This is a genomic window from Rahnella sp. CJA17(1/100) (assembly GCF_963881615.1).
GTDB classification, from domain to species: Bacteria; Pseudomonadota; Gammaproteobacteria; order Enterobacterales; family Enterobacteriaceae; genus Rahnella; species Rahnella aceris.
Window position 1 is genome coordinate 1 of sequence record NZ_CAWOJA010000015.1, and the last position, 25,087, is coordinate 25,087.

18 protein-coding genes are annotated in these 25,087 nt (G+C 50.0%); 14 read left to right on the top strand and 4 right to left on the bottom strand.

The window, feature by feature from the left end; translation table 11 throughout:
* The 8 genes from AACU55_RS09785 to mqo all read left to right on the top strand — a co-directional run.
* On the top strand, positions 1-584 hold a 584-nt coding region (locus tag AACU55_RS09785), incomplete at its 5' end, for a DUF2345 domain-containing protein (RefSeq protein WP_134706939.1).
* Positions 585-1,424, top strand: a complete 840-nt coding sequence (locus tag AACU55_RS09790; protein ID WP_134706940.1) for a DUF4123 domain-containing protein — start codon at positions 585-587, stop codon at positions 1,422-1,424.
* Positions 1,425-1,452: 28 nt separating this feature from the next.
* Positions 1,453-1,962, top strand: coding sequence for a DUF2569 family protein (locus tag AACU55_RS09795; RefSeq protein ID WP_167686176.1), 510 nt, complete (start codon positions 1,453-1,455; stop codon positions 1,960-1,962).
* Positions 1,963-1,974: 12 nt separating this feature from the next.
* Complete coding sequence (locus tag AACU55_RS09800) at positions 1,975-2,469, top strand: DUF2569 family protein (RefSeq protein WP_095923920.1); 495 nt, start codon at positions 1,975-1,977, stop codon at positions 2,467-2,469.
* A gap of 43 nt (positions 2,470-2,512) precedes the next feature.
* The gene (locus AACU55_RS09805; protein WP_134706942.1) at positions 2,513-3,031 is read left to right on the top strand and encodes a DUF3304 domain-containing protein; all 519 of its coding nucleotides are present in this window, start codon (positions 2,513-2,515) and stop codon (positions 3,029-3,031) included.
* Between the two features lie 37 nt (positions 3,032-3,068).
* Positions 3,069-3,590 (top strand): DUF3304 domain-containing protein, encoded by a 522-nt coding sequence (locus AACU55_RS09810; RefSeq protein ID WP_134706943.1) that lies wholly within the window; start codon positions 3,069-3,071, stop codon positions 3,588-3,590.
* Positions 3,590-5,380: a phospholipase effector Tle1 domain-containing protein gene (locus AACU55_RS09815; RefSeq protein WP_134706944.1), complete on the top strand. Its 1,791-nt coding sequence runs from the start codon at positions 3,590-3,592 to the stop codon at positions 5,378-5,380. The genes AACU55_RS09810 and AACU55_RS09815 overlap by 1 nt, the downstream gene beginning before the upstream one ends.
* Before the next feature lie 380 nt (positions 5,381-5,760).
* On the top strand, positions 5,761-7,413 hold the full coding sequence (gene mqo, locus AACU55_RS09820; protein ID WP_037033785.1) for a malate dehydrogenase (quinone): 1,653 nt from the start codon (positions 5,761-5,763) through the stop codon (positions 7,411-7,413).
* A 92-nt stretch (positions 7,414-7,505) separates the two neighbouring features.
* On the opposite strand, the gene AACU55_RS09825 is transcribed toward mqo, so the two are convergent.
* From AACU55_RS09825 to ebgR, 4 genes are all read right to left on the bottom strand, one after another.
* Complete coding sequence (locus AACU55_RS09825) at positions 7,506-9,005, bottom strand: amino acid permease (RefSeq protein ID WP_134706945.1); 1,500 nt, start codon at positions 9,003-9,005, stop codon at positions 7,506-7,508.
* Between the two features lie 51 nt (positions 9,006-9,056).
* Positions 9,057-9,509: a beta-galactosidase subunit beta gene (locus tag AACU55_RS09830; protein WP_134706946.1), complete on the bottom strand. Its 453-nt coding sequence runs from the start codon at positions 9,507-9,509 to the stop codon at positions 9,057-9,059.
* On the bottom strand, positions 9,509-12,565 hold the full coding sequence (ebgA, locus tag AACU55_RS09835) for a beta-galactosidase subunit alpha (protein WP_134706947.1): 3,057 nt from the start codon (positions 12,563-12,565) through the stop codon (positions 9,509-9,511). The genes AACU55_RS09830 and ebgA overlap by 1 nt, the downstream gene beginning before the upstream one ends.
* A 134-nt stretch (positions 12,566-12,699) precedes the next feature.
* Complete coding sequence (ebgR, locus tag AACU55_RS09840) at positions 12,700-13,680, bottom strand: transcriptional regulator EbgR (protein WP_205960154.1); 981 nt, start codon at positions 13,678-13,680, stop codon at positions 12,700-12,702.
* A 210-nt stretch (positions 13,681-13,890) separates the two neighbouring features.
* On the opposite strand from ebgR, the gene ygjJ reads away from it, so the two are divergent.
* The 6 genes from ygjJ to AACU55_RS09870 all read left to right on the top strand — a co-directional run bounded on the left by ygjJ (position 13,891) and on the right by AACU55_RS09870 (position 25,087).
* Positions 13,891-14,973 carry a protein YgjJ gene (gene ygjJ, locus AACU55_RS09845; RefSeq protein ID WP_134706949.1) on the top strand — a complete coding sequence of 361 codons (1,083 nt, stop codon included), beginning with the start codon at positions 13,891-13,893 and terminating at the stop codon, positions 14,971-14,973.
* Positions 14,973-17,354 carry an alpha-glucosidase gene (gene ygjK / locus AACU55_RS09850; protein ID WP_134706950.1) on the top strand — a complete coding sequence of 794 codons (2,382 nt, stop codon included), beginning with the start codon at positions 14,973-14,975 and terminating at the stop codon, positions 17,352-17,354. Before ygjJ ends, ygjK begins: the two co-directional genes overlap by 1 nt.
* Positions 17,355-17,987: 633 nt before the next feature.
* On the top strand, positions 17,988-19,523 hold the full coding sequence (locus AACU55_RS09855; RefSeq protein ID WP_134706951.1) for a type I restriction-modification system subunit M: 1,536 nt from the start codon (positions 17,988-17,990) through the stop codon (positions 19,521-19,523).
* The gene (locus AACU55_RS09860) at positions 19,516-20,775 is read left to right on the top strand and encodes a restriction endonuclease subunit S (RefSeq protein ID WP_134706952.1); all 1,260 of its coding nucleotides are present in this window, start codon (positions 19,516-19,518) and stop codon (positions 20,773-20,775) included. The genes AACU55_RS09855 and AACU55_RS09860 overlap by 8 nt, the downstream gene beginning before the upstream one ends.
* Positions 20,768-21,766, top strand: coding sequence for a RhuM family protein (gene rhuM, locus AACU55_RS09865; protein WP_134706953.1), 999 nt, complete (start codon positions 20,768-20,770; stop codon positions 21,764-21,766). Before AACU55_RS09860 ends, rhuM begins: the two co-directional genes overlap by 8 nt.
* 3 nt (positions 21,767-21,769) lie before the next feature.
* Complete coding sequence (locus AACU55_RS09870) at positions 21,770-25,087, top strand: type I restriction endonuclease subunit R (RefSeq protein WP_205960153.1); 3,318 nt, start codon at positions 21,770-21,772, stop codon at positions 25,085-25,087.

The window sequence follows — 25,087 nt, forward strand, 5'->3', positions numbered from 1 at the left end:
CGGCGCAAATCGCGATGTTCAGCGAACGGCTGAAGCCGATAAATCAGGTGGTGCTGGCCAGCGCGCCACAAGGCATGGCGCTGACCAGCGGCGAGCATCTGCAACTGGCGGCGACCCAAAACATGATTCTGAACGCCGGTAACAATGCGGATATCGGGGTGATTAAGAACCTGACCGTCAACACCGGTGAGGAAATGGGCATCTTTGCCCTGAAGGGTGAAATGAGCCTGAAGGCCAGCGAGGGCAAGGTCGACGTTCAGGCGCAGAACAACCAGCTGGCGCTTGCGGCGGGCAAAAAAGTGAGTCTCACGGCGGTGGACGGCGACATCCTGTTCAGCGCGAAAAAGCGCATCACGCTGATTGGTGGTGGCAGCTACCTCATCCTGCAGGACGGCAAAATTGAGTACGGCACGGCCGGTGAATATTTCAGGAAAACGCCGCACACGGTGCTGACGGTGGCGAATCCGGTGCGGCTGAAAATGCCCATGCTGCCGGGACAGTATCCTGAGCTTAAAAACAAGATTTGTATCGAATGCTTACTTAACGCCATCAAAGCCAACGATGCCATCGTACAGGGAGCGTAAATGATCGAGTCAACAGCATTAGCAGAGTTCGCAGCTGAAACAGAGAACGGTTATTTTTATTTGTTGTTAGAAGGTGGAGCACAGGAAACGCAAGCATTTCAGGCCTTTTACACGGTCAATGCTTCGGAAATGTATTCTTTATATCTCCATCCGCAACTCGCCGAGTTTAAAAATTACGGGCCGTGGCTGCTGGCGGTGAAAAATAACAATGAACTCACACAAAAGATAAAGGACACACCCGGCGTTGTGGGTGTGATTGCGACTAAATCCTGCCTTTCAGGAGCGCTTGCGGCGCAACTTTCTTATGCCTGCACGGTGATTGGTCCGGATGACACTACTGCACTGATTCGCTTTTATACCCGACAGGTGATCAGTCTGCTCGCGCAATGTGGTGAACAGGAATGGCACACCTTTCTGTTCAGGAATATCACCCGGTGGTGGGCACCTTTAGAAGGGAGCTGGCAGCCTGTTCCTCTGCTGTCATCTACTGCAGAAAATCCACGGGATCATGCCGTCAGGCTAAGTGAAGAAATCTGGCAACAGATTATGGATGAGCCTGAAGTCGGTGCGATTTTAACCCAGTGGCAGAAGATGCCTGCCAGTCAGCATTTTCCTCCCTGTTCGCAGCGCGACATGGTGATTAAGGCACTGGAAAAAGCACGGCTAGCCGGAATGCCCGCAGGCGTCGACAGCAAACTGTATGCACTTTATTACCTTAACGGCGGTAAGAAAATACTGGAATCGGAAGGAATGCAGGTGTCACTTGGTAAGGTTTCACAGGGGGAAGTATCCCTTAAAGAAATACTAAGCAATGCACTTGCAAGTAAATGGCAGTCATAACACTATTAATAACAAGGAAAGTCATTATATGAAAGAAGAACATCAGGATGGTGAAATTAGTTTAACGCCCTGCGTATGTTGTACTGTATTCAGGCAAGGGAAATATTCCAGATTGGGCGGTGGCTTAATTATAATTGCTCTGAATCTGATGCTCGAAATTATCTTTAAAGCAATAAGTTTAATAACCCTGCCATTGTATGGAATCAATTCATTGATTTTTGAGGAAAAGATCAGGGTGGTTAAGTTTTTAATATTTTGCGTTATGGATTTTTTAATTATTGGCTTTGCAGTATATGCGTTGGTTTTTCTGATAAGAAAATGTGAAAGATTCAAGAGAGTATTTAAGATTTTTATTGTTATATTAATATCATCTTCATTTTTCGAAGTTATTTTAATTAATATGGAGGAGGTGTTTTTATATGGTTATATACCATGGACGTTCTTTTTTGATTCGGCTAGTTATCCTATAGTATTAGCCTGTCTTGCGTATCCTTATTTGAAATGTTCAAAAAGAGTCAGGATGACCCTCGTGCATTAATAGGAGTTTGAAATGAATAGTGAACAAGAAATTAAAATCTGTACCTGTTGTTCTGAACAGGACCGTCAAAAACTGACAGGAATTGGTGGCTGGTTGATCGTAGTCGTTTTACATTTATCTTCAATGCTCGTTTTTAATGCCTCGCTGTTTATCGAATTCATCTATGACTTAAATATACCCATAACCGATGGGAGTGATGTCAAACTGATTCCTTTGGTTTTAAATTCCTTTGTTGATGTTATTGTATTTTTAATGGCGGCTTTCTCTCTTAACGCGCTTTTTAGAAAGAAATATCAGTTTAGAAAATATTATCGCTTGTTTATACTTTCCTGTTTATTGCATCCGTTATTATTCGCTTCTTTATGTTTTTGGTATCAAAACATCACGATATATTCAATTCCGTGGAAAATTATCGGCTTAATGTTTTTATATCCTCTCGGAATGATTTTTATATGCCTTCCGTACCTTGATGAATCTAAGAGAGTCAGGTTAACGCTGGTAAATTGAATATGACATTATTCGACTAGGTACAGTAAAATAAGGGAATAAAATGGATTTTTTTAACAGACTGGAAAAAATAGACGGAGCCGTCAATCGCGGCTATGCACGCTGGGGTAAATGGCTGGGCGCAGGATTATTACTGTTCATACTGGGATGGGGTGGCTGGTTAGTCTGGGCATCCATCTGGGGACCACCGACCGGGCCGGTGACATTAATTATTCACAGCGAAATTGACCGGCCTATTTTGGGGTTTAGTGTGAATGGTGTCGCTGGACCCAATGCATTTGCTCATGGTGGGGGTAAAACAACGTGTTGTGGCAGTATCAGCGGGAAGACGGCGGAAGTTGTCTGGACTCTTGATATAACGCATGAACAATATCTTAAGGGAATGCGACTTGAGACTCGCCGTATTGTCATTCCTCTTCCCGAACGCAAATGGGGGGAAGATGATTTGCACGTTCATTTCCTCCCCGGAGATAAAGTTTTATTAGGGTGGAGTGACAACGCCTGGTCACCTTATGAAAAACATCCTGACAAGGTTGATAAATTATCTGCGGCAGGCATCTGATTACGTCAGTCAAAAATAAAATAACGTGAGAAATAAAATGGATTTTTTTAACAGACTGGAAAAAATAGACGGAGCCATTAATCGCGGCTATGCACGCTGGGGTAAATGGCTGGGCGCAGGATTATTACTGTTCATACTGGGATGGGGAGGTTGGGTAGTCTGGGCATCCATCTGGGGGCCACCGACCGGGCCGGTGACATTAATTATTCACAGCGAAATTGACCGGCCTATCCGGGGATTTAGTGTGAATGGTGTCGCGGGGCCCAATGCATTTGCTCATGGTGGGGGTAAAACAACGTGTTGTGGCAGTATCAGCGGAAAGACGGCGGAAGTTGTCTGGACTGTGGATTACACTCTTGCGCAATATCAGGCAGGAGCTCGTACTGAAATCCATAAAATAATCATGCCACTTCCTGAACGCAAATGGGGTGAGAATGATTTGCACGTTCATTTCCTCCCCGGAGATAAAGTTTTATTAGGGTGGAGTGACAATGCCTGGTCACCTTATGAAAAACATCCTGAAATTTCTCCTAAATCAGTTACACGGGGAGATCACTAATGGATATCGAAAGTCTTGTCGCTGCTGCGAATCGTGCTCAGCAAACCGTTGATGCAGGATTGGGTAATTGTTCGAGAACCTGGCACATCGGTTTCTTTTTTGATGGTATCCATCGCAATATTGAACAAGACTCAGCTGAGTTACGTCTGAGCAATGTTGCGAGATTATTCAGGGCATTTCCAGATCATGATCAGGATACTTCCCAGCACAATTATAATGCTTTTTACTTCTCGGGGCTCGGTACTCCTTTCCGTGAAGATATTACAACTAAGCTCCACGCCATAATGGATGGCGCGAAAGGCAGCGCACTGGATGATTTAAAAGATCAGCCCGGTGATATCGCCGAAGAAGCGGGCATAGAGTTTTTTAAAACAGGCAAGTGGTGGGAAGTATTAAAAGATGTCGGTAAAAAGCTGATTAACCCCACTGAATGGGCGAAGCTGACCGGGGATATCACGAAAAGTGCGGTGAAAAAAGTGAGCATCGAAGCAACTCCCTGGTTGCGTGACAATCCTGTTATTGCCGACATGCTGGTGACGGGCGTAGATACGCGAATCACCGCAGCAAAACTGCGTTTCGAACGCTTTTATGAAAGAGCGGTAGCCAACAGTCAGGTGCCCATCAAGCTGATCTCGGTTTCATTATTTGGTTACGATCTCGGGGCAACTCTGGCGCGTAAGTTTCTGGATACGCTGCTCGACGATATTTGCCAGAAGCAGGGCGATAAATACGTTTATCAGGGTATTCCCGTTGAGATCATTTTTACTGGTTTATTCGATTGTGCCCGGCATACGCCTGCCAGTAATAACAACGGTGTGGACTGGTTTGTCGGGGCATTCGGCGGCCCCATCAGGGGGATCAGTATTTTGCTGGGGGATAAATATGTCGATCAGGACACCCCGTTACCCGTTGCGGTGAAAAGCGCCCTGCATCTGGTGGCGGCCCATGAAACGCGGGTCTGGCGCAGCCTTTACCGCTTAGGCGGCGATAAGCAAAAATACCGCGAGGAGTTACTGCCCGGCTGTTCTGAAGATGTGGGCGGCGGGCTAAAACCTGACGAGCAAAAACCGAGCGCCGAGTTGTGCCGGGTCGCCTTACACAGAATGTACCGTGAGGCTACGCTGGCAGGCGTTCCCTTCCCTGATTTCCAGACACTGCGGGCGCATTCTGAAACTGTGGCCAGCTACTTCATTATGGAAAACAGCGTGAAGGAGAAATCGGTCGCAGAGTGGACAGCGTTATATCAGCAGGCAGTGCCTTTTAAAAATCTCAGCGTTGCCGCGCAGAACCTGCACCTCGACAGCTATATCGACTGGCTGGGCAGACAGTTTTATCTTTATCGCAGTCAGTGCATGAAATATGCCGAACAGCGCGGGCAGGTGATGGCTTCCGCAGGTGCGTCGGCAGGCCTGTTAGGTATTTCGCCAAAAGCGCAGGAGACCGCCAGTGATATTCGCAATGAAATCGATATTTTGCGTAAACACTGGGGCTGGCTGGATGATGTTCACCGTGCTGCACTGAGTATGCAAAATGCGATGGAAATACGGGGTAGCCACGATACCCGCCGTCAGCTCGTGCCTGATGTTTACATTCCTGCATTACGCAGGGCGAAAAAGTTTTTGGCTTACGGGCACGCTGCTTATGAGGGATTGCCGCCACCCTGGCCTGAAGACAGTGCTCCCTCAGAGATATATGCCTGGTTTGTACATGACGTGCAGAAGGTAGACAAAGGTGCAGGTATTTCAGAAGATTTTCTGGTGATCCGCTCAATGGAAATGCCCGACAGTTAACCTCCTGATGCCGGCGGTCATCAGGCCGCCGGTTGATCGCTTTCCCTCACTTTTTTCTGCTATTCCGCGACTCAAAACCCGATTTAGCACGAATAGCTCGTTCTTTGACCGCCCCCAGGCCCTCTAAAACGCCTTTGCAAAACCCTTCAAATCCAGCGGTGACGCGGCCTGAAGCGCTGTCCGGTATCCCGTTTGCCTGTTTTTTTGAAACGTTAAATCCTTTTTTAATTTTTGTAGTGATAATGTTATATTCGTAGCCATCATTTGAAAAAATGAAGTTTCAGTAACGATCCCGCGTGTTTTTTTGCTAATTTCTTGTTCGATAGTCACAACAACGATTCATAACAGAACAGAACTGAACATTTAGAGAAACAGACGTCATGAGAAAGATACTTGGTATGCTTCTCAACCGTGACTCACTGGGTGCCAGCGAGCCTGCGGCCGCAGAAGACGAAAAATCCGTTGATGTATTGCTGGTCGGCGGCGGAATTATGAGTGCTACCCTGGGGACCTATCTCCAGGAACTCGAGCCGGACTGGTCAGTCCATATGATTGAACGCATGGACGGCGTGGCGCAGGAAAGTTCCAACGGCTGGAATAACGCCGGTACCGGCCATTCCGCGCTGGCAGAAATGAACTATACCCCGCTGATGCCCGACGGTTCTGTCGATATCACCAAGGCCGTGGCGATCAACGAAGCCTTCCAGGTTTCCCGTCAGTTTATGGCGTATCAGGTGCAGAAAGGCGTGCTGAATAACCCGCGCTCGTTCATCAACAGCGTGCCGCACATGAGCTTTGTCTGGGGCGATGAGAATATCGACTTCCTGCGCAAACGTTTTGCTGCGTTGCAGGAAAGCACGTTGTTCCGCGGGATGGAATATTCGGAAGACCCGGAACAAATCAGACAATGGATCCCGGCAGTCATGGATGGCCGTGATCCGAAGCAAAAAGTTGCCGCGACCCGCACCACCGCAGGTACGGACGTGAACTTCGGCGAAGTGACCCGACAGCTTGTCGAGGCGTTGCAGAAGAAATCCAATTTCACGCTGGCAAACGGTCAGGAAGTGCGCGATATCCAGCGCAATCCGGATAAAAGCTGGCGCGTGACGATTACCGATCTCAAACACAGCCACAAACATCGCGTGGTGAATGCGAAATTCGTGTTCATCGGTGCGGGCGGTGCGTCCCTGACGCTGCTGCAAAAATCCGGCATTCCGGAAGCGCGTGAATACGGCGGTTTCCCGGTCGGCGGCGAATTCCTGGTGACAGAAAATCAGGATGTGGTGAAACGCCATCTGGCGAAGGTTTACGGCAAAGCGGCCGTGGGCGCGCCACCGATGTCTGTTCCGCATCTCGACACCCGTATTATTGATGGCAAACAGGTTCTGCTGTTCGGGCCGTTCGCCACTTTCTCCAGTAAGTTCCTGAAAAACGGTTCCCTGTGGGATTTGTTTGGCAGTGTGAACAGTTCCAACCTGTTGCCGATGACGCATGTCGGCATGGGTAACTTCGATCTGGTGAAATATCTGGTCGGGCAGGTGATGCTCAGTGATGAAGACCGTCACGCCGCGCTGAAGGAATTTTTCCCCGAAGCCGAGCAGAAAGACTGGAAACGCTGGGTGGCCGGACAACGTGTGCAGGTCATCAAAAAAGATGGCAAACACGGCGGCGTATTGCGTCTGGGCACTGAAGTGGTGAGCGCAAAAGATGGCAGTATTGCGGCGTTGCTGGGTGCATCACCGGGTGCGTCAACCGCAGCGCCGATCATGATGAAACTGCTGGAAACGGTCTTTAAAGAAAAAGCCGCGAGCCCGGAATGGCAGGCCAAATTCCGTGAAATCATCCCGTCTTACGGCACTAAACTGAATGGCAATATCGAAGCGACCGAGAAAGAGCTGCTGGAAACCAGCCGTATTCTGCAACTGGAAACCCCGTCGATGATCACCACGCCGGTGGCTGAGGTGGTTCAGTTGCGTCCGCTGGATGTTCAGGCAAAACAAGAGCCGAAACAACCTGCGGATATCGCTTTGTAAGTTCTGCGCTGTAAGTTCTGGTGCAGAAAAATAAAAACCGCCTCTTCAGGCGGTTTTTTTATGTCCTTATTTTCGCTTTGCAGGGCGCAGTCTTACACCCCGGAAAGTGACTTTGCCATATTCTCTTTCTTCACCCGCGCTGTTTCATTCTGCGATTCCAGCACAATTCTCGCCAGCGGCGTGTCTTCGTGATAACGGGTTTTATCGTCCAGTCCTTTGGAGTATTTATTGTATTTCCACCAGGCATAGCCGAGGAACAACACCAGTCCGCCGACGTTATAGAACACAATGGTGATAATACTGGCACCGGTCGGGAAGGTTGAGGCGATGAACCCGACGGTGAAAATCACAATCAGCGTACCGACGATAGTGATCCCCTGCATTCTGGAGCCCATCTTAAAATCGCGCTCGACGCTGTCGTATTTCAGACGCAGATTCAGGTACGCCAGCATAATAAACAGCGGCGGCAGCATCGACGCGGCAGCGGTCATGTTAATCAGCGTATTCATTAAATCCTGCACGCTGTCTGAGCCTAATGTCGGAATTAACATCAGCGGGATAACGATAAGGAACTGGATCCACGCCGCGCGGGTCGGAACACCGTGTTTATTCAGACGAATAGTTTTCTCGCCAAAAATCCCCTTAGGAATCTCAGTAAAGAAGATTTTTACCGGCGCTGCCGTCCACATCAGTAATGAGCCAAACATGGCGGTGAAGGAAACCACGCCGACAAAGCGGTTCATCAGCACCGCCGGTAATCCAAAGTGTGCGGATAACCCTTCAAATACCTGCACCGTGCCGCCGGTAAAATGCAGCGCGGATTTGGCCACAAACACGTTAATCAGCAGCGAGGCGATGGAATACAGCACGCCGATCACCAGCCCGGAAATAATGATGACTTTCACGAAAGCACGGCTGCCGCCTTTGACGTCATTCACGTATACCGCGACCGATTCTGCGCCGCCTGCTGCCTGGAATATCCACGCAATAATGCCTAAGAATGCCCAGTTAAAATGCGGCGTCATCGCCTGAACATTAATCGGATCCGCCGGTTCTGCGCCGCCCATCAGCGCAGCACCCGCCAGCACGATATAAGAGAACGTCAGCAGCAGCATTAATGTCGAGGTGACGGAGGTCATCGGCCCGAGTAGTTTCGCACCGCTGTTGGAAATCATCGTGGAAAAGGCAAACAGACAGATGCTGATAATCGCAGTCGTGAAGGGCGTGAAAATATAATCGTGCCCTAAAAAGGCGTAAGACGCATAAGCGATAACGCGGGGAAGCAGCGCCGTGAAGAAAAACAAATTCACGAACCAGTAAGTATAGGCGGTCATAAACGCCCAGCGGCCGCCGAGGGCACTTTTCACCCAGGCATATACACCGGCTTCCGAACTCTTATTCAATGAGACAAATTCGGCGATGATCAGACAAAACGGAATAAAGTAGATGATGGTCGCCACCAGAAATACCGGTGCCGAGGCGATGCCTAACTGGATGTTATTGTTGATGACGTTATTGAAGCTAAAAACGGCGGCAAAAGTCATGGATAACAATCCAAATTTGCCTATGGTATTTCGACTGGACCCGGCCATAAATACTCTCCAACTGCGATGTTTATAGGGTAAGTGGTTCTTGTTTTTTTATTATTTATTAACGAAATAACTCTCTTCGACGGTCACTTTTAAAATGACTTTTCTGACGTCTTTTTCCGGTCTGAACCGGTACGCTTCGTGGTTTTCAAAAATGATCACGCGGCCTTTAGGTACCTTTATCGTTTCACCCTGACCGGTAAAAAATTCGCGATCCGTTTCATCGTCATAAGGCGACACGCTGTGCAGGGCAGATTTCGCGGAAAACTCGATTTCCTCCGTGCCTTCAAGGTAGTAATGCACATCGAAATAACGGCGGTGACCCTCGAATTCCGCCCGCTGTTTTTCGCTGCCGCTGGCGAGCCGGTAAACCAGCGAATCGCCGACGGAATGGAAAACGCCGGGACGAATATTGTCCAGGTTATTAATGGCTTCCATGCAGCGCTGCCATTTTTTTCCGCTACGGTAGAGCCGCTGAAATTCGGTTAAACAGTCGAGAATAATCATCAGTTTTCCTCCGCGGGATGAAAGGTGAATTCCGCAAGCTGCTGGCTGTTGGTGTCATGCTGGCTGAACGGCACCATCGTGAAGCCGTAGCGGAATGCCGAGAAATAGACGCGATAAGAATCGAGCACTTCGGAACCCCAGGAATTGGAGCCCAGACCGGAAATTTTGTGATCGAGATTGAGGGTCAGGCAGCCGTCCGGCGTCAGTTCATCAATATGCTGCGCCTGTTGCAGCATCTGCGCACTGTATGGCCACAGGCTGAAATTGAGCGGCTGGCGTGGCTGAATGAAAATCCCTTTTCCAGCGTCATCGCACAGACTCAGCCAGCGCATATCCTGCCGGTTACCGTTGTCCTGCGGCATCGGGTAATTTTCAAATAAACGGCTCACCGGCTGCTGATAATGGCCGATGAGATTGGCCTGACAGCTGTCCTGATAGTTTTCATCCGGCCCGCGCCCGTAATATTCCACCTGCGTGAAACGACGGCTGACGCCAAAATCGAGGCCGATCTTCGGGATAATTGAATCGAAATTACCGTAAGGCGAGCCGGATAAATCGAGGGTGACGACGCCCTGAGGCGATATCTGCCAGCGATAAGTGCAGCGCATACCGAAATCGAAAACAGGCGGCGCAATGATGCTTTGCACTTCAATGACGACGTCGTCCTGCTGGCGCGCCCAGTGTATCTGCCGGAAATGCTGTTGCATGATATGCAGATGATGGGGCTGCCAGAGGCCTTCGAACTCCTGTTTATGGTTGTCGATGACCGGCTTAAAGAAATTGAGTTTCGGCGCACGGCCTGTGATCTCTTCGTCATCCACTTGCCAGCTTTGCAGTTCGCCGTCCAGACGGGAAAATGCCAGCCGGAAGCCCTCGCCGCTGACGATAAGCTGATGTTTTTGCTCATCGCATAACAGCGTTGCGGACTTTTGCGGCGCAGGTTTCATGGCTGACGGGCGGGCTGCCTGCAACAGCATCTGATACTGTCCGAGCGGATGTTGCGCTTCGCTGTACACCGTCGGGCTGTTTTTGCGAATGCCAACATTCAGGAAAACTTCCTGACCGCTGGCGGGAAATTCTGGCAGCGCCAGCGTTTCGCCTTCGCCGGGTTGCAGGTGCGGCAGGGAAATTTCGCGGGTTTCGAGGCCGCGTCCGGCGACCTGAACGGTCAGCGACAGCGTGATGTCTTCCAGTGAGCTGAACCAGTAACGATTTTTGATGTGCAGCGCGCCGCCGCGGAGACTGACGCCGACCGGGCACAGCACCTGTTTATATTCGCGCAGGCCGGGGCCGGGCGTCTGGTCGGGGTAAATCAGCCCGTCCATGCAGAAGTTGTAGTTGTTTGGATAATCGCCGTAATCGCCGCCGTAGGTATAACGCATCTGGCCGTTTTCACCGGTTTCCAGCAATCCGTGATCGCACCATTCCCAGATGTAATGCCCCTGAAGGCTGTCATGGCGATTCAGAACGGCCTGATATTCGGCTAATCCGCCGGGACCGTTGCCCATTGCATGCGCGTATTCGCAGATGATGCGCGGTTTGGCGTGCGGGTATTCGCCGAACGCATTCATCATCTGTACGCGGGAATACATGGTGCTGATGACGTCGGTCACTTCGGCGTCGCGATCTTCTTCGTAGTGAACAAGACGCGTCGGATCGAGGGCTTTACAGTGTTTCGCCATGGCGCGGATATTGCAGCCATAACCGGATTCGTTGCCAAGCGACCACATAATGATCGACGGGTGGTTTTTTTGCGCCATGACGTGACGCCCGATACGCTCCACATAGGCGTGTTCCCAGTGCGGATCGTCGGAGATGCGGCTCAGATCGCCGACGTTCGCGAAACCGTGACTTTCCAGATCCGTTTCGGCCATCACGAATAATCCGTAGATATCGCACAACTCGTAAAAGCGAGGATCATTCGGGTAATGCGCGGTGCGCACCGCGTTAATATTGTGCTGTTTCATCAGGATGATATCGCGTTCCACCCGCGCCATATCGACCGCACGCCCTTTGCGGTGATCGTGGTCGTGGCGGTTTACGCCGTGCAGCTTGAGATAACGTCCGTTGACGTAAAACAGCCCGTCGCGTACGCGGATGTCACGAAAGCCAACGCGCTGAGGTACCACCGAAATCATCTGTCCCGTGTCGTCATACAGCGTCAGCAACAGCTGATATAACTCAGGATGTTCCGCGTTCCACTGGCGCGGATGACTGACCGGAATGTCCAGGCGACAGCGCGTTTCATCGCCGATATTCAGGTTATCTGCTGATAACTGTGCCACGCAGACGCCATCGTCGAATAACTGCGCGTGCAGACGATAACCGCTGACGGGTTGGTGTAAATTACGCAGCACGGCATCAATATTGAGCACGGCGTCGCAGTAGTTTTCATCGAATGTGGTGACTACGGTGAAATCGTTAAGATGAACCGGATCCTGACCGATGAGATACACATCGCGGAAAATTCCCGCCATCCACCACATATCCTGATCTTCGATATATGTTGAATCCGCCCACTGTAAAACACGCACCGACAGCAGGTTTTCACCCGGTTTCACGCTGGCGCTGATATCGAACTCTGCGCACAGGCGGCTGCCTTTGCTGAATCCGACGTAGTGCCCGTTCACATACACCTCGAAATAGGTTTCCACGCCGTCAAATTTGATCAGCGTTTGTTTGCCTGCCCAGGCTGCATCGAGGGTAAAACGCTGCTGATACGCGCCGGTCGGGTTATTAGTGGGAACGTAAGGAACGTCGATCGGGAAGGGGAAACCTTCATCGGTATATTGCAGCTGACCGTGGCCTTCCATCTGCCACATACCGGGGACGGTGATGTGGCCCCATTCAGTCATCGGCTGATTGTAGAATTCATCCGGGACTAACGCCGGGTGCTCGAAAAAGCGGAACTGCCAGCGGCCGCTGAGCAACTGAAAGCCGTGACTGGCTGCGCGATCGAAACACAGCGCCGCCTGTGGATTTTCATAGCTGAAAAAGGAGGCGCGTGGCGGTAAACGGTTCTCCGACTGCTTCTCGATATTTTCCCAATTATTCACGTGATCTCTCCTGAGACGTGTTTCTATGGGAGAGAAGATAGTAAATATTTAGTAAAAATAACTAAAAAGTTTTACTGGTTGTCAGGGCGATCACAAAAAATAAAAAATCGGTTTGAGGATCATGCAGTTAAATTTTACCGGCGGGTGGTGTCCCGGAGTTGCAGCGATCCCGGCACAAATACCGACAGCGGTACGGTGCGTTCATCGCGCAGACGTTCGGTCAGCAGGTTGACCGCCTGTGCGCCCATGGTTTCGGAATGGATGCGAACGGTCGATAAAGAAGGGAACACAAAGCGGGCTGTCGGAATGTCATTAACGCTGATCAGCGCGATTTGCTCGGGGATTTTAACGCCGTGTTCCAGTAGCGCACGGGTCACGCCCAGCGCAATGGTATCGGTGGCAATCAGCAACGCCGGGGGATAAGGCGCATTTTGCTGCAACATTTTCCTGGCGCACTGATAGCCGGACTGGCTGGTGAAATTGCCGTACCAGATATCGTCCGGCTGGACGACGTTTTTCAGACGGCCATATTCCACAAAGGCCTGCTCGCGCTGATCCGGGAATTCAGGGTGATCGCGGCCGCCGATAAAGCCGATGCGCGAATAACCCTGACCGATAAAGAAGTCGATGACCTTCTGGCTGATCTTAAATAAATCCACATTCACGCAGTCAGATTGCGGGTCTTCCATTACGCCATCAATGAAAACGACCGGCGTGGATTGTTGCGTGAGCTGCGTATGCAGTGCGGCCTGAGGTTGTCCGATAACCAGAAAACCGTCCGCCGGAGGCAGCGCTTTTTCGCCGGTAAAGTCATAGCCGGAAATCAGGGTGGTACCCAGTTTTTCGCATTGTGTTTCAATGCCATAGCGCATGGAAAGATAATAAGGATCGTCTATTTCCAGCCCCTGCCGGTAAGTAAACAATGCGGCAAACGTCATGCGTTGCGTGGCATTGCGGCGGGAAGGCGAGACTTTGTATTCCAGGCGTTCCGCCGTTTCTAAAATCTTCTGGCGGGTCTGCGCTTTTACGCTCAGGCTCGGATCGTCATTGAGCACACGTGAAACCGTCGCAACGGATACGTTCGCGGCCTCAGCGATTTCCTTCAAAGTAGCCATCAGCGTCTCATCATCAGGTAAACCAAAGCCGTAGCTTAATGTGATCAGTGCCTTATGTACACCGCTCACCGGCCTTCCGGCCCGCAAAATCTCACTGTGACAGAGTTAACGCTTTACCTAATTTTAAGTATATTTTAGTAAAATATTTACTAGTATGCGTTTTACTTCTGCTTTCCTGTTCATAATAACCAAACAAAGAAGCGCATACCGATGAAGAACACATCATTAAATAAAATATTAGTACTTTTATTATTTTCCTTATCAATGAATTTGCGGGCGCAGGAACCGGTTGTCCCCGCCGAACATAATGAATCGGCACCACCGGAAATAACGCCGGTCAGCCGCGACGCCACTGCTTATCGCTTTTATGGCGAAATGGGCGGCGGCGGCAGCGTGTATTTAAATGGCAAAGATCAGCATAAATACAGCGACGGAACCTATATCGAAGGTGGTGTGGAAATAAAACACGGTAACTGGTTCGGGCTTATTTACGGCGAAGGCTGGACGGTACAGGCCGATCATCAGGGAAACGCCTGGGTGCCTGATCACCGCTGGGGCGGATTCGAAGGCGGCTTAAACCGTTTTTACGGTGGTTATCGTACTGATCGGGGCACCGAATTTATCCTCAGTATGCGCAACGATTCCTCGCTGGATGACCTGCAATGGTGGGGCGATTTCACGCCGGAATACGGCTACGTGATCCCCAATACCCGCGATTTAACGCAGGCAGTGAAGGTGCAAAACCTGACCGGCAAGTTTCGTTACAGCCTGACCGCCGCACCGCAAAGCCGTGTTAATGAAAGTACTGCATTGCTCCATTTCGGAAAATACGACCGTTATTCAGATAAATACACCTATCAGGCGATGGTCAACGGCTACACGCAATATGATCTGATGGAAGGGCTGACGCTGCTCAACGGTCTGGAACTGACCGATGGCACCGGGCAGCTATTCCTCGCGGGTTTGCAGGGTAAAAATCTGGCAGGGCGCGTCTGGCATCACACCGGCAAAGGCGACAGCAGCCATTCCGGCCACGAATCAGGAATGATGGTCAGCGCCATGGTTGAAGCGGTCACCGGACTGTATTTATCCACCGCGTACAGTTATGCCGAACATTCGCGGGATACTACTTTCGATACCACCACGTCTTACGCACAGGCCGGTATCTGGTACGAATATTACGATGGCCGGTTCGCGACCGCATTAGACAGCAAATTCTATATGAGCAATGACAATACCGGCGCCAGCAACTCGGTATTTCTTATGCAATATTTCTACTGGGGAAGATCATAATGAAAAAAATTAATCCGCACCGGCCGCTCAGTTTAATTATCTGCGCTGCTTTATTTATTTCTGCACACGCACAGGCAGAAAACGCCGATACTTTGCGGGCTGATTCGTTTAAAAACGTTATTAACCGTACCGGCGCGCCGCAATATATGCTCGATTATGATTTCGACGAGCATCAGCGTTTTAATCCTTTATTTGATGAGGGTGCCTGGCATGGGCATTTACTGCCGTCTGGCCCGCAAGGTATGGGCGGATTCCCTGGACCGGCGCTGTTGACCGAAGAATATATCAACTTTATGGCCGATAACTTTGACCGGCTGACGGTGTATAAAGCCGGACAAAAAGTCGCGCTGAGCATGACCGCTTACAGCATTCCCGGGGCGCTTATCCAGACGCTGACCGCGCCCGGCATCCGCATCGACATGACCCTGCGTTTCGTGACGTCCCGCACTTCTTTGCTGGAAACTAAAATCACCACGGATTCCCCGCTGGAACTGGTCTGGGACGGCGAACTGCTGGAAAAGCTCCGCGCTCAGGAAGGAAAACCGCCATCGGATAAAACCATCGGGCAGGAATATCCGGGGTATACGCGCCAGATCCTGCCGGTTGCTGACGGCCTGCGCGTGATTTTCGGCAAAGTGCGCGAGGCCTCGAGCCTGATGACCTCCGGCGAGTCCGAATATCAGATCCACAAATCCCTGCCGATGCAGATGACGGTTACAGGCCATCAGTTTACCGGCAAAGCCAAAATCGCCGGTTCCACCACGTTTTACACCACTTATTCGCATCTGCTGACGGCCGCTGAGGTTCAGAAAGAGCAGCCGAAAATCCAGGATATTCTGGCGCATCCCCAGCCTTATCTGGATGCCTCGCAAAAACGCTGGGAAGGCTACCTGAATGCCGGTCTGACAAACCCGAAAGCAACCAAAGATCAGGAACGTGTGGCGGTGAAAGCCATCGAAACATTAACCGGTAACTGGCGCGGGGCGGCAGGTGCGATGAAGTTTGATTCGGTGACGCCATCGGTGACTGGCCGCTGGTTCTCCGGCAATCAGACCTGGCCGTGGGACACCTGGAAACAGGCGTATGCGATGGCGCATTTCAATCCCGAGGTGGCGAAAAACAATATCCGCGCCGTGTTTGCCTTTCAGATCCAGCCCGGTGATCCGGTTCGTCCGTGGGATGCCGGTTTTGTACCTGATCTGATTGCCTATAACCCGGGTCCGGAACGTGGCGGCGATGGCACCAACTGGAATGAACGCAACACGAAACCGAGTCTGGCGGCGTGGTCGGTGATGGAAATCTACAAAACGACCGGTGATAAACAATGGCTGGCGGAGATGTACCCTAAACTGGTCGCTTATCACGACTGGTGGCTGCGTAACCGTGACCATAACCATAACGGCGTGCCGGAATATGGCGCCACGCGCGATAAAGCGCATAACACCGCTGACGGCAAAATGTTGTTTACCGTCAGGGAAGGGCAGAAAGAACAGACCGAATCCGGGCTGAAAAACTACGACCGCGTGGTGAAATCCGGTCAGTACGACAGCATCGAAATCCCGGCGCAGGTGGCGGCTTCGTGGGAATCGGGGCGGGATGATGCGGCGGCCTTCGGTTTTATCGATGCCGATCAGCTGACGAAATACATCAAAAATGGCGGTAAAAAACAGGACTGGCAGGTCAAATTCGCCGAAAACCGTTCGGATGACGGAACGTTGCTGGGGTATTCGCTGTTACAGGAATCCGTCGATGAAGCCAGCTATATGTACAGCGACAACAAATACATGGCCGAAATCGCCGACATTTTGGGCAAGAAAACAGCCGCCGCAGATTTCCGCGCGAAAGCCGTCAAACTGGCCGGATACATCAACACCTGCATGTTCGACAGCCGCAGCGGCTTCTTCTATGACATCCGCATTGAAGACAAACCGCTGGCCAACGGCTGCGCGGGCAAACCAATCGTCGAACGCGGCAAAGGCCCGGAAGGCTGGTCACCGTTGTTTAACGGCGCAGCGACGCAGGCGCATGCCGACGCCGTGGTGAAAGTGATGAAAGATGTGCGCGAATTTAACACCTATGTGCCGCTGGGCACCGCCGCACTGACCAATCCGGCGTTCGGTGCAGACATTTACTGGCGCGGCAGGGTCTGGGTCGATCAGTTATATTTCGGTCTGAAAGGCATGGAGCAATACGGTTACCGCGAAGATGCTGTGAAAATGGCACAGGCCTTCTTTGATCACGCCGATGGTCTGGTTTCGGATGCGCCTATCCGGGAAAACTACAATCCGCTCAACGGCCAGCAGCAGGGCGCACCTAACTTCTCATGGAGTGCGGCGCATCTTTACATGCTGTACAACGACTTTTTCGGCCAGGGGAAATGAGACGGTAAGGGCTGAATTTCAGGCACAAAAAAACCGCTTCAGAGAGCGGTTTTTTTGTTGGGTGATTCAGTTAGCGCTAAATCAACCCAGTTTCACGCTTTAATAATAAGCGGGATCAGGCAACCCAAACGCCACTAACTTACACCAGGGGTGGGAAGGCAGCAAGTTTAAATTCTATACACATATCCTTATTGTTTTTATGGTCTTGGTGGTAGCATCTGCGCGGGGCTAGTTTGCCCGTTTAGCGACGGGTCACCGGGCTTGAAATTAGCACTTGAGTACCGCGCGGACAGGCAACCCAAACACTGCTTGTCCTTCTCCAGTCGGTCCCGGTGCTTATTGGTGAAACGCGGTTGTAAAAGGCCGCATCAATGAATAAGTGTATTTATGCACTGATCGTTGTACTGGGTTCTTTGATGACAACTGCTGGTGATGGATGGAACGTTAATGTTTCTCATATCAACATCAATGTCAGCACGGGCCCGGGTTTGTAGCAGTAGAGAAACCGCCCTTCGGGGCGGTTTTTTTACACCTGCATTTTGGCAATGGGGAAACGCGCTATTTTTGCAAAGCAGTGATAAGGGTAGAATGCCGTCATGCTTTTCACCGAACGATAAAGAGTGACGGACCCGAATGAACGATAAAGTAAAACAAGACGACATTAACAAAGCACTTTGGGACGCCTGTGACACGTTCCGTGGCACCATCAGCGCGGACACCTATAAAGATTTCATCCTGACGATGCTGTTTCTGAAATACATCTCTGACGTCTGGCAGGATCATTACGACACTTACGCCAAAGAGCACGGTGATTCGCCGGAACTGATCGAAGCGCTGATGAAAAGTGAGCGTTTTGTTCTGCCGCGTGATGCCAGTTATTACGCCATTTACGCCCGTCGTCACGAAGCCAAAAACGGCGAACGTATCGATCAGGCGCTGCACGCTATTGAAGAAGCCAACGGCACCAAACTTAAGGATGCCGGTAAAAGCGTGTTCCAGGACATCTCTTTCAACACCGATAAACTCGGTGAAGAAAAGCAGAAGAACGGCATTCTGCGTGAACTTATCGAGCATTTTGATAAACCGGAGCTGAACCTTAAACCGAGCCGCGTCGGCACGCTGGATGTCATCGGTAACGCTTACGAATACCTGATCAAGAAATTTGCCGCCAGTGGCGGGCAGAAAGCCGGTGAGTTTTATACCCCGCCGGAAGTGTCGGATTTAATGTCTGAACTGCTGGATCCGCAACCGGGCGATACCATTTGCGATCCGGCCTGTGGTTCGGCGTCATTGCTGATCAAATGCGGTGCCCGTGTGCGCACGAATCACGGTTCAAAGCATTATGCGTTGTACGGTCAGGAAGCCATTGGCTCCACCTGGGCGCTGGCAAAAATGAACATGTTCCTGCATGGCGAAGACAACCACAAAATCGAGTGGGGCGATACCATCCGCAACCCGAAATTGCTGGATAAAAACGGCGACCTGATGCTGTTTGATATCGTTACCGCTAACCCGCCGTTCAGCCTGGATAAATGGGGCCATGCGGATGCGGAAACTGATAAATTCAACCGCTTCCACCGGGGGATTCCGCCAAAAACCAAAGGCGACTACGCGTTTATCTCGCATATGATCGAAACCCTGAAACCAGCTTCCCGTGGAACAAAAGGTGGCAGAATGGGCGTAGTCGTGCCGCACGGCGTGCTGTTCCGTGGTTCCAGTGAAGGGAAAATTCGCCAGCAACTGATTGAGGAAAACCTGCTCGATGCGGTGATCGGCCTGCCGGAAAAACTGTTTTACGGCACCGGCATTCCGGCGGCGATCCTGATCTTTAAGAAAGATAAAATCGATAACAATGTGCTGTTTATCGATGCCAGCCGGGAATATAAATCCGGTAAAAACCAGAATGAACTCAGCCCGGAAAATATCGCTAAAATCATCGCGACTTACCGCGAAGGCGGCTCTGTCGATAAATACGCCTATATCGCCAGCCTGAAAGAAATTCAGGAAAACGACTACAACCTGAATATCCCACGTTATGTCGATACTTTCGAAGAAGAAGAAGAGATTGATCTGGTGGCGGTGCGCGAAGAGCGTCTGGCATTAACAGCGCAACTGGATGCACTGGAAGTGGAAATGGCGGGATATCTCAAGGAGCTGGGTTATGAGTAAGGTTCCGGCGGGTTGGGAGGTCAAACTCCTAGGGGAATTGTTCCCAAAAATAGTTGTAGGATATGTTGGTAACGTTAATAACTATTATTGTTCTTCAACAACTGGAGTTCCATTCTATAGAACTTTAAATATTAGAAATGGTTTTTTTAGAAAAAATGAAGTTGTATATGTCACTAAAGAATTTCACAAGGCTAATAAAAAGTCTCAAATATTCAACCAAGATATACTCATTGCTCGTGTTGGGGCAAACCTTGGTATGGTTTGTAAGGTTGAAGGTCTTGAGACTGAGGCAAATATTGCTAATGCAATCATAATTAAGGCTACTAAATCATATAATTCAGATTTTTATACAGCTTTTTTACTATCTAAAGAAGGAAGGGATCAAATATTTTCTGGAGCTGCAGGTGGGGCGCAAGGTGTTTTCAATACTAAATTAGCACAAAAAATATCCGTGCCTGTGCCCCCACTCCCAGAACAAACCAAAATCGCCCAAATCCTCTCAACCTGGGATAAGGCGATTGCGACCACCGAAAAACTGATCGGCAACAGCCAGCAGCAGAAAAAAGCGCTGATGCAGAGTTTGTTGACGGGGAAGAAGCGGTTGCCGGGGTTTGAAGGAGAGTGGCTTAGTGAAGAGCTTGGAAGTTTAGGTGAAACATATTCAGGCTTGACTGGTAAAACTAAAGAAGACTTTGGTTCTGGCTATCCTTATATTTCATATATGAATGTATATAAGAACACTGAAATTAATATAGATTTTTCTGAAAAAGTAAATATTGGGCCAAAAGAAAATCAATCTAGAGTTTCTTATGGGGATATATTTTTCACAACCTCTTCGGAGACTCCGGAAGAGGTTGGGATGTCTTCAGTTTTGCTTTCCCATATTGAAGATACCTATCTTAACTCATTCTGTTTTGGATACAGGCTTTTTACATTTGAAAAAGTATTACCCGAATTTTGTAAGTTTGTCTTCAGGGGCGATGAAATGCGGAGGAAAATTTCTAAACTTGCTCAAGGGGCAACCAGATATAATCTTTCTAAAAAGAGATTAATGCTCTTACGTATAGTTTTACCCCCACTCCCGGAACAACAAAAAATCGCCGCCGTTCTTACCGCTGCCGATAATGAAATCGAGCTGCTGCAAAAGAAACTGGCCTTCCTGAAGCAGGAAAAGGCCGCGTTAATGCAGCAATTACTGACTGGTAAGCGCCGGGTGGAAATTGACACGACAGAGGAGTGCATGGATGCCTGAAAATGATGTGATTTTGTATACCAGCGAAGACGGCATGGCGCAGTTTACATTGCGTCAGCTTGGCGGTCAGGTGTGGCTGACACAGCTGGAAATCGCAGAACTTTACCAGACCACTAAGCAGAATATCAGTAAGCATGTGAAAGGCATTTTCTCAGAGCAGGAGCTGGCTGAGGAGGCAGTTGTCAACCGTAAGTTGACAACTGCCAGTGATGGAAAAGAGTACCTGACTCAGCTGTATGCGCTGCCCTTAATTCTTGCCGTAGGTTATCGGGTACGCTCGACAAGAGGCACACAGTTCAGACGCTGGGCAACCCGGACGCTGGGTGAGTATTTGTCTAAAGGCGTGGTAATGGATGACGAGCGTCTTAAAGATCCTAAATGGGATTATTTCGATGAACTGCTTGAGCGCATTCGCGAAATACGTTCTTCGGAATTACGTTTCTATCAAAAAATCCGTGATTTGCTGGCGCTGTCTGAAGATTATCGCGCCAATGAAAAAGAAACCTCACTGTTGTTTGCCGAAGTACAAAATAAGTTGTTTTTTGCTGTAACGGGTTTTACGGCTGCTGAATTAATTGTACAAAGAGCTGACCCGGATAAGCCGAATATGAACCTGTTCAGTTTCAAAGGTCAGCGTGTGCGTAAAGCCGATGTGGTGGTGGCGAAGAATTATCTTAGTAACGATGAACTGGACAGCCTTAACCGTCAGGTTTCAATGTTCTTTGAATTTGCCGAGTTTCGCGCGGAAAGAAAACAGCACTTAGTATTAAGTGACTGGCAGGAATACATCGATAAATTCATGGCATTTAACGATCAGCCGATTTTAAAACGAGCGGGTTCAGTGAGTCGTGAACAAATGACTTTAAAAGCACATCAGTGCTATGAGATTTTTGATCAGCAGCGCAAAAAGCATGATGCCCTGGAGGCTGACCGGATTGAACTGGAACAACTGGATCAGCTCGAAAAGCGTTTACAGAAGAAAAAGGACTAACTGATGTCGCAACCCGAAATGCATACCCCACCGAAATACGAAGAAGAATATATCGCCAAATTACCCGCCCTGACGCTGATGGCGAATATGGGCTGGCGCTTTCTTTCGCCGCAACAGGCGCTGGATGCCCGCCACGGCAAACAGGATCAGGTGGTATTGCGTGAAGAGTTGCGCCGTGTGCTGCAAACCCGGCGTTTTCATTACGCGGGCAAAGCGCATCCGCTTTCTGAAAAATCTATCGAAAATATTATCAGTGAAGTCTGCAGTCCGGCGCTGAATGAAGGCCTGAGGCAGGCGAATCAGCGGATGTACAACCATTTGCTGTACGGTATCGCCGTCACTGAATTCGTTGATGGCCGTAAAACCAACCAGACGGTTTCACTGATTGACTGGAACAACATCGCCAGCAACAGTTTTCTGGTCACCGAAGAATTTCGTGTCACCCGCACGGGCGGCATTGGTTCTTCATATTATGACTGCCGTAAACCGGATATCGTCGGTTTTGTGAATGGCATTCCGATGGTGGTGATTGAGGCCAAGCGCCCGGTCAGTCAGGGCAAGAAAGGCCCGACCCTCGAAGAAGGTATTTCCCAAAACCTGCGTAACCAGATGCATGACGAAATTCCGCAGTTATTCGTCTACAGCCAGATTTTGCTTTCTGTTAACGGCAACGACGGGCGTTACGCCACCTGCGGGACGCCGCTTAAATTCTGGGGCGGCTGGCGGGAAGAAGATATTACCGACGCTGAAATGCTGGCGGTAAAAAATAAAAAGCTCAGTACCCAACAAATCACCTCGCTGTTTAGCCACCGCAAACCGCAAGACATCGCCTGGTATCAGAACCTGATTGCCGGCGGTCAGCTGGCTGTCACCGGTCAGGATCAGATGCTCATCAGTCTGTTATTGCCGGCGCGTTTGCTGGACATGACCCGCCTGTATACGCTGTTCGATAATAAGATTGGCCGTGTGATTGCCCGTTATCAGCAGGTGTTTGGCATTAAGCGACTGACTGAGCGCATCAAACTCAAAAATGCGCAGGGCGGTCGTGAAGGCGGCGTGATATGGCATACCACAGGTTCCGGTAAATCGCTGACGATGGTGCTGTTCAGCAAAGCGTTACTGCTGGATGAATCGCTGAAAGCCTGCCGCTTCATCGTCGTGACTGACCGCGTGGATTTACAGACTCAGCTGAGTAACAGTTTTCTGTCGGGCGATCAGCTGCCCGGCAAGCACGATCATCAGAAAGCTATGGCGACCTCGGGGGCGCGTCTGGCGCAGCAAATCAGCAAAGGCAAAGAGCGGATTATCTTCTCGCTGATCCAGAAATTTACCTCCGCAACAGAATTGCCGGAGTGTTTTAACGACGACCCGAATATCGTTGTGCTGATCGACGAAGGCCACCGCAGTCAGGGCGGTGAAAATCATATTCGCATGAAACTGGCGTTGCCCAACGCGGCATTTGTGGCCTTTACCGGTACGCCATTACTTAAAGATGACAAAACCACCAACAAGTTTGGCCCGATAGTTCACGCCTATACCATGCAACGCGCGGTGGAAGACAAAGCCGTTTCCCCGTTGCTGTATGAAGAGCGGAGGCCTGAGCTGAACGTGAATGAGAAAGCCGTCGACAGCTGGTTTGAACGCATCACCGAAGGGCTGAGTGACACGCAAAAAGCCGATTTAAAACGCAAATACTCCCGCAAAGGTGCAGTTCAAAGCTCTGATGATCGTATCCGGCTGATCGCTCTGGATGTCGCCAACCATTTCAGTAAACATATTACGGAGGGTCTGAAAGGCCAGCTGGCGTGCGACAGCAAACTCTCGGCGATCAAATATAAAAAGTACCTCGATGAGGCCGGATTGTTTGAATCTGCTGTGGTCATGAGTCCGCCAGATACCCGTGAGGGCAATACCAGCATCGACGAAGCCACTCTGCCGGAAGTCTCGAAGTGGTGGAAAGACAATGTCGGCAGTCAGGATGAGCAGAAATATACCGGCGACCTGATTAAACGTTTTGAGAAAGATGATCAACTTAAGCTGCTGATCGTGATCGATAAATTACTCACCGGATTTGATGAACCGCAGAACGCCGTGTTGTATATCGATAAATCGCTGAAAGGCCATAACCTGATCCAGGCTATCGCCCGTGTAAACCGGCTGCATGACAAGAAAAAAGAAGGATTGCTGATCGACTACCGCGGTGTGCTGGCCGAACTGGATACGACCATCGCCAAATATCAGGATCTGGCCTCGCGTACGCAGGGCGGTTATGACATCCATGATATCGACGGTTTGTATAATCAGATGAGCAGCGAATATAAACGCCTGCCGTTACTCTATAACACCCTGTGGGCGATATTTGACGGGGTGACGAATCAAAGTGACCCGGAACAACTACGTCAGGCGCTGGTGCCCAAAATGGAGCTCCGTCACAGCGAGTTTGTCGATATTCATCTGAAACGTCGTGAAGATTTTTACGAGGCTCTCAGTGCCTTTGCCAGTTGCCTGAAAGTGGCATTGCAGTCAGCGACCTTCTTTGAAGACGGCAGCTTTACTGATGCTGACCGCAAAAATTACAAAGATACGGTCAGGCAACTTTCGATTTTGCGTTTACAGATAAAAGCGGATGCCGGTGAAACGGTAGATTATGACGAATACGCTGACCAGGTGAAAAAGCTGCTGGATAAACACGTGGTGGGCGTGCAGATAAAAGAGCCTGATGCGGTGTATAGCGTGTCTAAAATGGGTCAGCAAAAGCCGAAAACACCGGATGCCTCCTGGTCGGAAGATAAAACGCGTAACGAAACCGATATCATCAAAACCCGTGTAACCAAAATGATTGAGCAGGATTTGCATGATGATCCCTACGCGCGGGAAGCCTTCTCTGCGTTGCTGATGAAAACCATCGAAGAAGCCGAAAAACAGTTCGATCATCCTTCCAAACAATATTTGCTGTACTCCGAATTTATGCAGGACGTTGAAAACCGCCGCCTCCAGGATATTCCTGATGCATTTGGCAGCAATAAGCATGCTCAGGCCTACTACGGCGTGTTTAAAAAAACCTTGCCGCAGGTGTTCGCAACGGCAGATGAGCAGGTCGAGAAGAACTGGACCAATCTGGCGTTTGTGGTTGATGCTGAGGTTGACTGTGCCGTTACCGAGAATTCCATTAACACGCAAAATATCGAAGCAGCCATCCGTACCCGTTTGTTGCCGATGTTATTTCAGCAGTGCAAAGACGTCGGGGCGGGTATCCATCAGGTGAATATGATTGTCGAAAGCGTGGTGCAAATCACCCGCGTTGGCTTATCTGGCCTATAA

What these genes read in the sequence shown, in the direction of transcription:
- AACU55_RS09790 (WP_134706940.1), top strand. Translation starts at nt 585, where the DNA reads ATGATCGAGTCAACAGCATTAGCAGAGTTCGCAGCTGAAACAGAGAAC.
- AACU55_RS09795 (WP_167686176.1), top strand. Translation starts at nt 1,453, where the DNA reads ATGAAAGAAGAACATCAGGATGGTGAAATTAGTTTAACGCCCTGCGTA.
- AACU55_RS09800 (WP_095923920.1), top strand. Translation starts at nt 1,975, where the DNA reads ATGAATAGTGAACAAGAAATTAAAATCTGTACCTGTTGTTCTGAACAG.
- AACU55_RS09805 (WP_134706942.1), top strand. Translation starts at nt 2,513, where the DNA reads ATGGATTTTTTTAACAGACTGGAAAAAATAGACGGAGCCGTCAATCGC.
- AACU55_RS09810 (WP_134706943.1), top strand. Translation starts at nt 3,069, where the DNA reads ATGGATTTTTTTAACAGACTGGAAAAAATAGACGGAGCCATTAATCGC.
- AACU55_RS09815 (WP_134706944.1), top strand. Translation starts at nt 3,590, where the DNA reads ATGGATATCGAAAGTCTTGTCGCTGCTGCGAATCGTGCTCAGCAAACC.
- mqo (WP_037033785.1), top strand. Translation starts at nt 5,761, where the DNA reads ATGAGAAAGATACTTGGTATGCTTCTCAACCGTGACTCACTGGGTGCC.
- AACU55_RS09825 (WP_134706945.1), bottom strand. Translation starts at nt 9,005, where the DNA reads ATGGCCGGGTCCAGTCGAAATACCATAGGCAAATTTGGATTGTTATCC.
- AACU55_RS09830 (WP_134706946.1), bottom strand. Translation starts at nt 9,509, where the DNA reads ATGATTATTCTCGACTGTTTAACCGAATTTCAGCGGCTCTACCGTAGC.
- ebgR (WP_205960154.1), bottom strand. Translation starts at nt 13,680, where the DNA reads ATGGCTACTTTGAAGGAAATCGCTGAGGCCGCGAACGTATCCGTTGCG.
- ygjJ (WP_134706949.1), top strand. Translation starts at nt 13,891, where the DNA reads ATGAAGAACACATCATTAAATAAAATATTAGTACTTTTATTATTTTCC.
- ygjK (WP_134706950.1), top strand. Translation starts at nt 14,973, where the DNA reads ATGAAAAAAATTAATCCGCACCGGCCGCTCAGTTTAATTATCTGCGCT.
- AACU55_RS09855 (WP_134706951.1), top strand. Translation starts at nt 17,988, where the DNA reads ATGAACGATAAAGTAAAACAAGACGACATTAACAAAGCACTTTGGGAC.
- AACU55_RS09860 (WP_134706952.1), top strand. Translation starts at nt 19,516, where the DNA reads ATGAGTAAGGTTCCGGCGGGTTGGGAGGTCAAACTCCTAGGGGAATTG.
- rhuM (WP_134706953.1), top strand. Translation starts at nt 20,768, where the DNA reads ATGCCTGAAAATGATGTGATTTTGTATACCAGCGAAGACGGCATGGCG.
- AACU55_RS09870 (WP_205960153.1), top strand. Translation starts at nt 21,770, where the DNA reads ATGTCGCAACCCGAAATGCATACCCCACCGAAATACGAAGAAGAATAT.